This window comes from Lacinutrix sp. 5H-3-7-4 (genome assembly GCF_000211855.2).
GTDB lineage: Bacteria > Bacteroidota > Bacteroidia > Flavobacteriales > Flavobacteriaceae > Lacinutrix.
Map to the genome: position 1 here is coordinate 2,061,228 of NC_015638.1, position 15,301 is coordinate 2,076,528.

The 15,301-nt window shown below is 35.0% G+C and carries 5 protein-coding genes; 4 read left to right on the plus strand and 1 reads right to left on the minus strand.

Annotation, left to right across the window (positions count from 1 at the left end; all coding sequences use genetic code 11):
* Positions 1–66: 66 nt before the first annotated feature.
* The gene (gene rpoC / locus LACAL_RS09200) at positions 67–4,368 is read left to right on the plus strand and encodes a DNA-directed RNA polymerase subunit beta' (RefSeq protein ID WP_013870452.1); all 4,302 of its coding nucleotides are present in this window, start codon (positions 67–69) and stop codon (positions 4,366–4,368) included.
* Positions 4,369–4,442: 74 nt separating this feature from the next.
* Positions 4,443–4,763, plus strand: a complete 321-nt coding sequence (locus LACAL_RS09205; RefSeq protein WP_013870453.1) for a DUF3467 domain-containing protein — start codon at positions 4,443–4,445, stop codon at positions 4,761–4,763.
* Positions 4,764–4,984: 221 nt separating this feature from the next.
* Here the strand turns inward: LACAL_RS09205 and LACAL_RS09210 are convergent, their stop codons facing one another.
* Entirely contained in the window at positions 4,985–6,574 is a 1,590-nt protein-coding gene (locus LACAL_RS09210; protein WP_041301432.1) for a peptide chain release factor 3, read from the minus strand.
* 582 nt (positions 6,575–7,156) lie between these two features.
* On the opposite strand from LACAL_RS09210, the gene LACAL_RS09215 reads away from it, so the two are divergent.
* On the plus strand, positions 7,157–13,426 hold the full coding sequence (locus tag LACAL_RS09215) for an Ig-like domain-containing protein (protein WP_041301433.1): 6,270 nt from the start codon (positions 7,157–7,159) through the stop codon (positions 13,424–13,426).
* Positions 13,423–15,294, plus strand: a complete 1,872-nt coding sequence (locus tag LACAL_RS09220) for an Ig-like domain-containing protein (protein WP_013870456.1) — start codon at positions 13,423–13,425, stop codon at positions 15,292–15,294. Before LACAL_RS09215 ends, LACAL_RS09220 begins: the two co-directional genes overlap by 4 nt.
* Positions 15,295–15,301: the final 7 nt, after the last annotated feature.

Below are 15,301 nucleotides of genomic sequence, written 5' to 3' on the forward strand. Positions count from 1 at the left end.
CTAGTAATCAGTTATCAGTCTACAGTAAAATGTAGACTGAATACTGAGTACTGAATACTAGAACAAATGGCAAGAAAGCAAGATAAGAATACAGTACAGAGATTTAACAAAATCTCAATTGGTTTAGCATCACCAGAATCTATTTTAGCAGAATCTAGAGGTGAAGTTTTAAAGCCAGAAACTATTAATTATCGTACACATAAACCAGAAAGAGATGGTTTATTCTGTGAGCGTATTTTTGGTCCTGTAAAAGACTATGAATGTGCTTGTGGTAAATATAAAAGAATTCGCTACAAAGGTATTGTTTGTGACCGTTGTGGTGTAGAAGTAACAGAAAAGAAAGTACGTCGTGATAGAGTAGGACACATCAACCTTGTTGTGCCTGTTGCTCATATCTGGTACTTCCGTTCTTTACCAAATAAAATAGGTTACTTATTAGGATTACCATCTAAGAAATTAGATATGATTATATACTACGAAAGATATGTAGTAATCCAACCTGGTAATGCTAAAAATGCAGAAGGAGAACCATTACAAAAAATGGATTTCTTAACAGAAGAAGAATACTTAAATATTCTAGAAACGCTTCCGCAGGATAATAACTATTTAGAAGACACAGACCCTAACAAGTTTATAGCTAAAATGGGAGCTGAATGTCTAATCGATTTATTAGCACGTATAGATTTAGATATTTTATCTTTTGAATTACGTCACAAAGCAAATACAGAAACGTCTAAACAACGTAAAACTGAAGCTTTAAAAAGACTTCAGGTAGTAGAAGCTTTACGTGAGTCTAACCAAAATCGTGAGAATCGTCCAGAATGGATGATCATGAAGGTAGTGCCAATTATTCCACCAGAATTAAGACCATTAGTGCCTTTAGATGGTGGACGTTTTGCAACTTCAGATTTAAATGATCTTTACCGTCGTGTAATTATTCGTAACAACCGTCTTAAAAGACTAGTTGAAATAAAAGCACCAGAAGTTATTTTACGTAATGAAAAACGTATGTTACAAGAATCTGTAGATTCATTATTTGACAACACACGTAAATCATCTGCAGTAAAAACAGATTCTAACAGACCATTAAAATCATTATCAGATTCACTTAAAGGTAAGCAAGGACGTTTCCGTCAAAACTTACTTGGTAAGCGTGTTGATTATTCTGCACGTTCTGTAATTGTTGTTGGACCAGAATTAAAATTATTTGAATGTGGATTGCCTAAAAATATGGCAGCAGAACTTTATAAGCCTTTTATTATTCGTAAATTAATAGAAAGAGGTATTGTAAAAACTGTAAAATCTGCAAAGAAAATTATAGATAAAAAAGAACCTGTAGTTTGGGATATTTTGGAAAACGTTCTTAAAGGACATCCAGTATTACTAAACCGTGCGCCTACGCTGCACCGTTTAGGTATACAAGCATTCCAACCTAAACTTATTGAAGGTAAAGCTATACAATTACACCCATTAGCATGTGCGGCATTTAATGCCGATTTTGATGGAGATCAAATGGCTGTTCACTTACCATTAGGACCAGAAGCTATTCTTGAAGCGCAATTATTAATGTTAGCGTCTCATAATATCTTAAATCCTGCAAATGGTGCTCCAGTAACTGTACCTTCTCAGGATATGGTACTTGGGTTATATTATATGACCAAATTACGTACATCTACTCCAGAAGTTCCAGTAAAAGGACAAGGTTTAACTTTTTACTCTGCAGAGGAAGTAACAATAGCTTACAATGAAAAGCGTGTAGATTTAAATGCACAAATAAAAGTAAGAACTATAGACTTTAATAAAGATGGAGAATTAGTACCGCAAATAGTAGAAACAACTACAGGTCGTGTATTATTTAACGAAAAAGTACCAGCAGCAGCAGGTTTTATTAACCAAGTACTTACTAAAAAATCTTTAAGAGATATTATTGGAGATATTTTAAAAGTAACTAGTGTACCAGAAACAGCTGCTTTCTTAGATGAAATAAAAACTTTAGGATATAATTTTGCCTTTAGAGGTGGTTTATCATTTAGTTTAGGAGATATTATTATCCCACCAGAAAAACAATCAATGATTGATGCAGCAAATGCTAAAGTTGATGGTATTACTGGTAACTATAACATGGGATTAATTACAAATAACGAACGTTATAACCAGGTAATTGATATTTGGACTTCAACAAATGCAGAATTGACAGAGTTGTCTATGAAGCGTATTAGAGAAGATCAACAAGGATTTAACTCGGTATTTATGATGCTTGATTCTGGAGCCCGTGGATCTAAAGAACAGATTCGCCAGCTTACAGGTATGCGTGGATTAATGGCAAAGCCTAAAAAATCTACAGCAGGTGGAGGATCTATTATTGAAAATCCAATTCTTTCTAACTTTAAAGAAGGTCTTTCAATTTTAGAATACTTTATATCAACGCACGGTGCACGTAAAGGTCTTGCCGATACCGCACTTAAAACTGCCGATGCCGGTTACTTAACACGTCGTTTAGTAGATGTATCTCAAGATGTAATTGTAAACAGTGTAGATTGTGGTACTTTAAGAGGTGTAGAAGTTTCTGCACTTAAGAAAAATGATGAAGTTGTTGAAAAATTAGGAGCTCGTGTCTTAGGACGTGTTGCACTTAATGATGTTTACAACCCATTAACTGAAGAATTATTAGTTGAGTCTGGAAAATTAATTGATGAGTCAATTGCAGATAAAATTGAAAATTCACCAGTAGACTCTGTAGAAGTTCGTTCACCATTAAGTTGTGAAGCTAAAAAAGGTATCTGTGCACAATGTTACGGTAGAAACTTAGCAACTAATAAAATGGTTCAAAGAGGTGAAGCAGTAGGAGTTGTAGCAGCTCAATCTATTGGAGAACCTGGTACGCAGTTAACACTTCGTACGTTCCACGTAGGAGGTATTGCAGGAAACATTTCAGAAGAAAACAAGCTAGTAGCTAAATTTGATGGAGTTGCCGAAATAGAAGAACTTAAAACTGTAAAAGGTACAGATAGCGAAGGAAACGAAATTGATATCGTTATATCTCGTACATCAGAGTTAAAGTTAATAGATAAGAAAACCGGAATTACACTTAGTACAAATAATATTCCTTATGGTTCTACAATCTTTATAAAGAGTGGAGATGAACTTAAAACGGGAGATGTTGTTTGTCAATGGGATCCATATAACGGTGTAATTATTTCTGAATTTGCAGGAAAAGTAAGATATGAAAATATCGAACAAGGTGTTACTTACCAAGTAGAAATTGATGAGCAAACAGGTTTCCAAGAAAAAGTAATTTCAGAATCTAGAAACAAAAAATTAATTCCAACACTTATTGTTGAAGACGGTAATGGTGAAGCAATTCGTTCTTACAACTTACCAGTAGGTGCGCACATAATGATTGACGATGGAGAAAAAGTTGAGATTGGTAAAGTCTTAGTTAAAATTCCTCGTAAATCTGCTAAAGCAGGAGATATTACAGGTGGTTTACCAAGAGTAACAGAGTTATTTGAAGCTCGTAATCCATCTAATCCAGCAGTAGTAAGTGCAATTGATGGTGTTGTTTCTTTTGGAAAAATTAAAAGAGGTAATCGTGAGATTATTGTAGAGTCTAAACTAGGAGATGTTAAAAAGTACTTAGTAAAATTATCAAGTCAGATTCTTGTACAAGAAAACGATTTTGTTAAAGCAGGTATGCCTTTATCAGACGGTTCTATAACTCCAAACGATATCTTAAACATAAAAGGACCAGCAGCGGTACAACAATACTTAGTTAACGAAGTTCAAGAAGTATACCGTTTACAAGGTGTAAAAATTAACGATAAGCACTTCGAAGTTGTTGTAAGACAAATGATGAGAAAAGTTAAGATAATTGATTCTGGAGATACAATTTTCTTAGAAGATCAATTAGCTCATAAATCTGATTTTATCGAAGAAAACGATGCTATTTTTGGTAAGAAAGTAGTTGAAAATGCTGGAGAATCTTCTAAATTAAAAGAAGGACAAATTATAACGTCGTTCGAATTAAGAGATGAAAATTCTTTATTACGTCGTGAAGATAAAGCTTTAGTTGAAGCTCGTGATGCGAGACCAGCAACAGCAACACCAATACTACAAGGTATTACACGTGCATCTTTACAGACTAAGTCGTTTATTTCTGCAGCATCGTTCCAAGAAACAACAAAAGTTCTTAACGAAGCAGCTGTAGCAGGTAAAGTTGATTCTTTAGAAGGCTTAAAAGAAAATGTAATTGTAGGACATAGAATTCCAGCTGGTACTGGTATGCGTTCTTACGAAAACATAATTGTAGGGTCTAAAGAAGAGTTTGATCAAATGATGCAAGCTAAACAAGAAGTAAATTATAATTAGTAATTTAACTTTAATATAATAATTGAAAAGAATCCTGCTTAATAGCGGGATTCTTTGTTAAACACAAAAAAATTATGGACGATAATCAAAATAAAAAACCAAAACAAGGACAGATTAATATAGAGTTAGATGAAAAAGTAGCAGAAGGTACTTATTCTAATTTGGCGATAATAAATCATTCGGTTTCAGAGTTTGTTGTAGACTTTGTAAGTATTATGCCTGGCGCACCAAAAAGTAAAGTAAAATCTAGAATTATATTAACACCACAACATGCAAAACGTTTATTAAAAGCTTTAAACGATAATGTACAGCGATTTGAAAAAGCACATGGAGAAATTAAAGATTATGAACAACCACCTATACCATTAAATTTTGGGCCAACTGGTCAAGCTTAATTAAATATTAAAAAATCCCCAAATAACTATTTGGGGATTTTTTAATAACAGAATTAAAAATAATAATTTTCTATTTTAAATTATTTTAAAATAAATTTTAATTATTAATCAAAAAAAACAACACTTTAAAACGTTGTTTTTTTTTATTTATATTTTAATAACTATATGTGTGTTGTAAAATTTTATTTTAGCTATTAAATAGCTTTAAAATGAGTTTTTTGTTATTCAAACTCAGAAACGTAATGAAATTTTACATTTGGATATTTCTGTTCAGTCATTTGTAATGAGAAAGAAGAATCTGCTAAAAAAACTAATTGTCCTCTTTTGTCTTTCGCCAGAAAACGCTGTTTTACACGTTTAAATTCTTTAAATTCTTCACTTTTTGGGTCTTTAGGCTCTACCCAACAAGCTTTATATACATTTAAATTTTCATAAGTACATTTTGCACCATATTCATGTTCTAATCTATATTGTATAACTTCATATTGTAAGGCTCCAACGGTTCCAATTACTTTTCTACCATTTAATTCTAAAGTAAATAATTGTGCAACTCCTTCATCCATTAATTGGTCTATACCTTTATATAATTGTTTAGATTTTAAAGGATCGGCGTTATTTATATATCTAAAATGTTCAGGAGAAAAACTAGGAACACCTTTATAGTTAAGTACTTCACCTTCGGTTAAAGTATCACCTATTTTAAATGTACCAGTATCTTGTAAACCCACAATATCACCAGGATACGAGACGTCAACTATTTCTTTTTTCTCTGCAAAAAAGGCATTGGGACTAGAGAATTTTACTTTTTTATTATGTCTTACATGTAAATATGGAGTATTTCTTTTAAATTCTCCTGAGACTATTTTTACGAATGCTAATCTATTTCTGTGATTAGGATCCATGTTTGCATGAATTTTAAAAACAAAACCAGAAAAGTTTTTTTCATCTGGTTCTACTATACGTTCTTCACTTTGCTTTGGTCTTGGTTTAGGAGCAATTTCAACAAAACAATCTAATAATTCTCTTACTCCAAAACTATTTAGGGCAGAGCCAAAAAATACTGGCTGCAGTGTACCTTTTAAATACTCTTCGTTATTAAATTTTGGGTATATACCTTCTACAAGTTCAATTTCTTCTCGTAGTGTATTTGCAGATTTTTCACCAACCAAATCATCTAATTCTGAAGAGTTTAAGTTGGAAATTTCAATGGTTTCTTCAATGTTTTTACGACTATCACCACTAAATAAGTTTATGTTTCTTTCCCAAATATTATAGATCCCTTTAAATTCGTAGCCCATTCCAATAGGGAAACTTAAAGGTGTAACTTTAAGTCCTAATTTTTGTTCAATTTCGTCCAATAATTCAAAAGCATCCTTTCCTTCACGATCCATTTTATTTATAAAAACAATCATAGGAATGTTTCTCATTCGGCAAACTTCCACTAATTTTTCAGTTTGCTCTTCTACACCTTTTGCTACATCAATAACCACTATAACACTATCTACAGCAGTTAAAGTTCTAAAAGTATCTTCAGCAAAGTCTTTATGACCAGGTGTATCTAATATGTTTATTTTTATGCCATCATATTCAAATGCTAATACAGAAGTAGCAACAGATATTCCTCTTTGGCGCTCAATTTCCATAAAGTCACTTGTAGCACCTTTTTTTATTTTATTGCTTTTTACAGCTCCTGCTTCTTGTATTGCACCACCAAAAAGTAAAAGTTTTTCAGTTAATGTTGTTTTACCAGCATCAGGGTGGGATATTATACCAAAGGTTCTTCTTCTCTTTATTTCTTCTAAAAATTTCATCATTATAATTTGTACAAATATAATTGTATTGCTTTTATTATTTATAATATAATATTTCCAATACATTAAAAAAGTGAAACCTAATTTATTAAAGTTCCTAAAAACTAAAAAGACATTTTTCTTTTTATATATTTGTTAACATATGTATACAGTGTGACTTTTTATGATAATACATGAAATTGCACTTTAACGGTTATATTTGCGTTTTATCCAATATTTATGAAAACTTTAGTTTTTAAATTAACTAAAAGTGTTAATTGCTATAATTTCGTATTTAAATTTTTAAAAGGTACTTAAACGAAAAAAAAAATCTAATCGGCGTTTATTTTTAAAATGTTTATTTTTAATATATAAATTAGTACATATTATTTTTAGTTTTTTGAGTCTTTTTAATAAATATTAAATAAATAACAGAGGTATTTTTATATGACAAAAATTACTTATCGATTATTATTAGCTTCATTTCATAAAATTAAAATTCCTACAGTTTTGAAGGATCTATCATGCGCCAGTTTTACAACTGGCTTATTTCGTTATACAAAATTCCAAAAAAGTTTTCAATCAAATTATATTCATTCTAATATGAAAAATTCTACTCTATCAAGTAATAATTGGTTAAATAGCATATTGCTTTTTATTGCTTTTCTATTAATTACACCTAACGTGTTTGCTGATGGAACAAAGCAAGTAATGCCAAATCAAAACAATGGTACAGCATTATATATTGTAACAGATACTAATTTTGGAGGATCTCTAGTTGGACCATATTTAGGGACTTCGGAATCTCAACGTGTTTATTTTACAATTGCAGACGCTTCAACAGAAAATTTATATTTTGGTTTGCAAGCCCGAATGCGAAATAGTTTTGCAGGAGGAAATAATCCATTAGGGACTAATTTTTACTACCAGATTTTTAATGAAGCAGGTGTTGCTCAAACATCACCAATATTATTTGGTAATACTAGTGGAGAAAACGGGTTTATTGAGACTTATAATGAAGCTGTAGCAGGACCAAATATTGGTGGTGCGACTCCTACTGGTTATACTCCTTTAAGTTTTAATCCAACTGCAAATGGAAATTACTATATAGCACTTTATAGTAGTTATGATGGAGGTACAACTGTAGCTACAGGAGGAAATACTTTAAATGGTTTAGATCAATTAATGTTTTTACCTTATTTTGATTTTACAGTTTCTACAGCTGCTAATGTACAATCTGAAGGACGTATATGGTCTAGAAAATGGAGTTTTATTACTTATTTAGTGGAAGATGCAGATAATGATGTTAATACACCAGATGTACCTAATCCTACTGAAGCGGCCTCTTTTGAAGGAAACTTTTTTGCTTATACAGATGATCAAGTAATTTTAGAAGTAGATTTTGCTGAAGGTTTTAGGCCTTTTGGTTATCAATTAGCTATGAATAGATTTGGTGTGGTTGATGATGATTCAGACCCTTCAAATAGCTTTATAGCTTCTAGAACATCTAAAACTTATGGTTTAGCAGCTCCAGCTAATTTAGATAATGGATATCAAGTTTTTATAGCATCTCCAGATCAAAATGTTTTTATTCCTAGTCCTGAACCAAGTCCTGTTGTTGCTAACGGAATTGTTGGTTGTCCAGGAAGTTACTTTATTCCGGTTACTTTACAATTAGCTCAGGATACTGCAGTTTTATTAGAATTTAATGGAACTCCAGGTTATCAGTCTGGTACTACAGATGTTCTTTTAGAATCTTTTGAAAACGAACCAGGAGAAGTTTTTATACCATGGGATGGTAATGATGGTTTAGGTACGCCTGTAACGTCAAGTACAATTTCTGTTTCTGTAAATTCATTTATAGGTAGAACAAATGTACCGATGATTGATGCCGAATTGAATTTAAATGGTTTAAGTGTAACAGGAGTTGCTCCTAATACAAATAGCAGACTTTTACGTTGGGATGATAGAGATATAATTGTTACAGGTACAGTTTGTGATGGTTCAAATCAATTAAACAATTTAACAACTGTTGATGGCACGTTTCACCGTTCTGGCCTTTTAGATGGAATAGTAGGTCCTGCTCACGCGTGGAGTTCAAGTAATCCAGATGATTCTGTTCCAGCAATCAGTCAGGGTGGAAATGATAGTGATAACTTATTATGTAATGATTTTGGTAATACACGTGTAATTAATACTTGGACTTATGGAGCTACTGTAGAAACAGAACCAGTTACTTTAGATTTACCTAATTGTGATGGAGATACTGATGATGATGGAATTGATGATATTACCGATTTGGATGATGATAATGATGGTATATTAGATACAGATGAATTAAATTGCTCTCCTGGTTTTGTTGATTTAGGTCAAACTTTTAATGATAATACTTCAGATCCAGTAATTGTTAACAATGCGTATGTTTATAACAGTACAAATGTTGACATGACTTTTGAAATTGAAGGAAGTGCGGTTTGGGCAGGAGGAGTAAGTAACCAAACAGCAGCAGGTGTGTCAGGCTCTTATGTAAACACCCAGCCTTCTAATACAAATTTTGTTAATGGAGATGTTGGAGTATACACATTTACATTTTCACAAACAGTTTATAATATAAAATTTAAATTTGGAGGTTTAGATAATGAAGATAGAGCGGATTTTATAGCATCGGAATCAGGATTTAATGTTCCAGTACAATTAACAGATATTAATTTAGCAGGAAATGGAACTTTCAGTGGTCAATCTGTAGTAAGTAGTGCTAATTCAGGAAATGCTCCAAATAATAGCGTGCAATTAGAAATAGCAGCTGCAAATCAAATAATAATTAGGGTTGCTAAAGACAATGGAAATACGGGTAATGTAACTTTACAATTTTATGAATTAGAATATTGTTTGCCAATCAACTCAGATACAGATGGAGCTCCTAACCATTTAGATAATGATAGTGATGCAGATGGTTGTCCTGATGCTTTAGAGGGTAGTGGACTATATGAAGCAAGTACATTAGAGGGAGATGGTAGTTTAGGAGATAATGTAGATGCAAACGGAATCCCTGAAACATCAGGTTCAATTTCTTTACAACAAACAGATGTTAGTTCTACAGATTCTAATGTGTCAAGTGCAGAATGTGTTCCAGTAGCTTTAGATGATACGGGATCAAGTACAGCACCAGTAAGTGATGCTAATACAGTATCAGTAAATGTTGTATCAAACGATACCGATAGTAATGGAACAATCGATGTAAGTACAGTAGATTTAGATCCATCAACAGCAGGAATCCAAGACACCTTTACCAATGTAGACGGCACGTATACAGTAGATGCTAACGGCGTTGTGACTTTTGATCCAAACGCAGGATTAACAACAGACCCAACACCAATTACTTATACCGTAAATGATAATGATGGTAACACATCAAATGAAGCTAGTATCACTATAACTTATGGAGAAGGTCCAGTAGCATTAGGAGATAGTGCAACAACGGGATCAGATGAAGATGTTGTAATCGATATCACGTTAAATGATACAGATGGAGACGGAACAATTGATGATGGAACAGTAGATTTAGATCCAAACACACCAGGTCAACAAGGCACTTTCACCGTACCAGGAGAAGGAACGTATACGGATAATGGCGATGGAACAGTAACATTTGATCCAGAACCAGATTTTGATGGAGTAAGCACAATTAATTATACCGTAAATGATAACGATGGCAATGTTTCTAACACAGCACCAATTACAGTAACAGTAGAAGATGCACCAGTAGCTTTAGATGATACGGGATCAAGTACAGCACCAGTAAGTGATGCTAATACAGTATCAGTAAATGTTGTGTCCAACGATACGGATAGTGACGGAACAATCGATGTAAGTACAGTAGATTTAGATCCATCAACAGCAGGAATTCAAGACACCTTTACCAATGTAGACGGCACGTATACAGTAGATGCTAACGGCGTTGTGACCTTTGATCCAAATGCAGGATTAACAACAGACCCAACACCAATTACTTATACCGTAAATGATAATGATGGTAACACATCAAATGAAGCTAGTATCACTATAACTTATGGAGAAGGTCCAGTAGCAGTAGATGATAATGCAAGTACAACACCAGATACGAATGTTACTTTCCCAATTACAGATAATGATTCAGATCCAAGTGCAGGCGGAAGTATAGATGTTACAAGTGTAGATTTAGATCCAAACACACCGGGTCAACAAGGAACCTTTACCGTACCAGGCGAAGGAACGTATACGGATAATGGTGATGGAACAGTAACATTTGATCCAGAACCAGGCTTTACAGGCGTAGCAACACCAATCGATTACACTGTAAACGATAATGACGGTAACCCATCAAACATAGCAACTATAACAGTAACAGTAGCTTCATGTCCATCACCAATAGATAGTGACGGCGATGGGTTGACAGACTGTGAGGAAACGACAGGAATAGATGATCCAAGTACAGTAAATGTACCAGTAGGCGTAACGGATCCATCAGACGCATGTGATCCAATAGAAGGTAGTGATTTAACAGATAGTGATGGCGATGGATTAACAGATTGTGAGGAAACAACAGGAAACGATAATCCAAATACAGCTGGAGTACCAGTAGGGATAACCGATCCAAACAATCCATGTGATCCATTTACAGACGGATCAGGATGTACACCAATAGCAGTAGATGATAATGCAAGTACAACACCAGATACGAATGTTACTTTCCCAATTACAGATAATGATTCAGATCCAAGTGCAGGCGGAAGTATAGATGTTACAAGTGTAGATTTAGATCCAAACACACCAGGTCAACAAGGAACCTTTACCGTACCAGGCGAAGGAACGTATACGGATAATGGCGATGGAACAGTAACATTTGATCCAGACCCAGGCTTTACAGGCGTATCAACACCAATCGATTACACTGTAAACGATAATGACGGTAACCCATCAAACATAGCAACTATAACAGTAACAGTAGCTTCATGTCCATCACCAATAGATAGTGACGGCGATGGGTTGACAGACTGTGAGGAAACGACAGGAATAGATGATCCAAGTACAGTAAATGTACCAGTAGGCGTAACGGATCCATCAGACGCATGTGATCCAATAGAAGGCAGTGATTTAACAGATAGTGATGGCGATGGATTAACAGATTGTGAGGAAACAACAGGAAACGATAATCCAAATACAGCTGGAGTACCAGTAGGGATAACCGATCCAAACAATCCATGTGATCCATTTACAGACGGATCAGGATGTACACCAATAGCAGTAGATGATAATGCAAGTACAATAGAAGATGCACCAGTAGCTTTAGATGATACGGGATCAAGTACAGCACCAGTAAGTGATGCTAATACAGTATCAGTAAATGTTGTGTCCAACGATACGGATAGTGACGGAACAATCGATGTAAGTACAGTAGATTTAGATCCATCAACAGCAGGAATCCAAGACACCTTTACCAATGTAGACGGCACGTATACAGTAGATGCTAACGGCGTTGTGACTTTTGATCCAAACGCAGGATTAACAACAGACCCAACACCAATTACTTATACCGTAAATGATAATGATGGTAACACATCAAATGAAGCTAGTATCACTATAACTTATGGAGAAGGTCCAGTAGCATTAGGAGATAGTGCAACAACGGGATCAGATGAAGATGTTGTAATCGATATCACGTTAAATGATACAGATGGAGACGGAACAATAGACGATGGAACAGTAGATTTAGATCCAAACACACCAGGTCAACAAGGAACCTTTACCGTACCAGGAGAAGGAACGTATACGGATAATGGCGATGGAACAGTAACATTTGATCCAGAACCAGATTTTGATGGAGTAAGCACAATTAATTATACCGTAAATGATAACGATGGCAATGTTTCTAATACAGCACCAATTACAGTAACAGTAGAAGATGCACCAGTAGCTTTAGATGATACGGGATCAAGTACAGCACCAGTAAGTGATGCTAATACAGTATCAGTAAACGTTGTATCAAACGATACGGATAGTGACGGAACAATCGATGTAAGTACAGTAGATTTAGATCCATCAACAGCAGGAATCCAAGACACCTTTACCAATGTAGACGGCACGTATACAGTAGATGCTAACGGCGTTGTGACCTTTGATCCAAATGCAGGATTAACAACAGACCCAACACCAATTACTTATACCGTAAATGATAATGATGGTAACACATCAAATGAAGCTAGTATCACCATAACTTATGGAGAAGGCCCAGTAGCATTAGGAGATAGTGCAACAACGGGATCAGATGAAGATGTTGTAATCGATATCACGTTAAATGATACAGATGGAGACGGAACAATAGACGATGGAACAGTAGATTTAGATCCAAACACACCTGGTCAACAAGGCACTTTCACCGTACCAGGAGAAGGAACGTATACGGATAATGGCGATGGAACAGTAACATTTGATCCAGAACCAGATTTTGATGGAGTAAGCACAATTAATTATACCGTAAATGATAACGATGGCAATGTTTCTAACACAGCACCAATTACAGTAACAGTAGAAGATGCACCAGTAGCTTTAGATGATACGGGATCAAGTACAGCACCAGTAAGTGATACTAATACAGTATCAGTAAATGTTGTGTCCAACGATACTGATAGTGACGGAACAATCGATGTAAGTACAGTAGATTTAGATCCATCAACAGCAGGAATCCAAGACACCTTTACCAATGTAGACGGCACGTATACAGTAGATGCTAATGGCGTTGTGACCTTTGATCCAAATGCAGGATTAACAACAGACCCAACACCAATTACTTATACCGTAAATGATAATGATGGTCAGATGGAGACGGAACAATAGACGATGGAACAGTAGATTTAGATCCAAACACACCTGGTCAACAAGGCACTTTCACCGTACCAGGAGAAGGAACGTATACGGATAATGGCGATGGAACAGTAACATTTGATCCAGAACCAGATTTTGATGGAGTAAGCACAATCAATTATACCGTAAATGATAACGATGGCAATGTTTCTAACACAGCACCAATTACAGTAACAGTAGAAGATGCACCAGTAGCTTTAGATGATACGGGATCAAGTACAGCACCAGTAAGTGATACTAATACAGTATCAGTAAATGTTGTGTCCAACGATACTGATAGTGACGGAACAATCGATGTAAGTACAGTAGATTTAGATCCATCAACAGCAGGAATCCAAGACACCTTTACCAATGTAGACGGCACGTATACAGTAGATGCTAATGGCGTTGTGACTTTTGATCCAAACGCAGGATTAACAACAGACCCAACACCAATTACTTATACCGTAAATGATAATGATGGTAACACATCAAATGAAGCTAGTATCACTATAACTTATGGAGAAGGCCCAGTAGCATTAGGAGATAGTGCAACAACGGGATCAGATGAAGATGTTGTAATCGATATCACGTTAAATGATACAGATGGAGACGGAACAATAGACGATGGAACAGTAGATTTAGATCCAAACACACCAGGTCAACAAGGAACTTTCACCGTACCAGGAGAAGGAACGTATACGGATAATGGCGATGGAACAGTAACATTTGATCCAGAACCAGATTTTGATGGAGTAAGCACAATCAATTATACCGTAAATGATAACGATGGCAATGTTTCTAATACAGCACCAATTACAGTAACAGTAGAAGATGCACCAGTAGCTTTAGATGATACGGGATCAAGTACAGCACCAGTAAGTGATGCTAATACAGTATCAGTAAATGTTGTGTCCAACGATACTGATAGTGACGGAACAATCGATGTAAGTACAGTAGATTTAGATCCATCAACAGCAGGAATCCAAGACACCTTTACCAATGTAGACGGCACGTATACAGTAGATGCTAACGGCGTTGTGACTTTTGATCCAAACGCAGGATTAACAACAGACCCAACACCAATTACTTATACCGTAAATGATAATGATGGTAACACATCAAATGAAGCTAGTATCACCATAACTTATGGAGAAGGCCCAGTAGCATTAGGAGATAGTGCAACAACGGGATCAGATGAAGATGTTGTAATCGATATCACGTTAAATGATACAGATGGAGACGGAACAATTGACGATGGAACAGTAGATTTAGATCCAAACACACCAGGTCAACAAGGAACCTTCACCGTACCAGGCGAAGGAACGTATACGGATAATGGAGATGGAACAGTAACATTTGATCCAGAACCAGATTTTGATGGAGTAAGCACAATCAATTATACCGTAAATGATAACGATGGCAATGTTTCTAATACAGCACCAATTACAGTAACAGTAGAAGATGCACCAGTAGCTTTAGATGATACGGGATCAAGTACAGCACCAGTAAGTGATGCTAATACAGTATCAGTAAATGTTGTATCAAACGATACTGATAGTGACGGAACAATCGATGTAAGTACAGTAGATTTAGATCCATCAACAGCAGGAATCCAAGACACCTTTACCAATGTAGACGGCACGTATACAGTAGATGCTAATGGCGTTGTGACCTTTGATCCAAATGCAGGATTAACAACAGACCCAACACCAATTACTTATACCGTAAATGATAATGATGGTAACACATCAAATGAAGCTAGTATCACCATAACTTATGGAGAAGGCCCAGTAGCATTAGGAGATAGTGCAACAACGGGATCAGATGAAGATGTTGTAATCGATATCACGTTAAAATGATACAGAT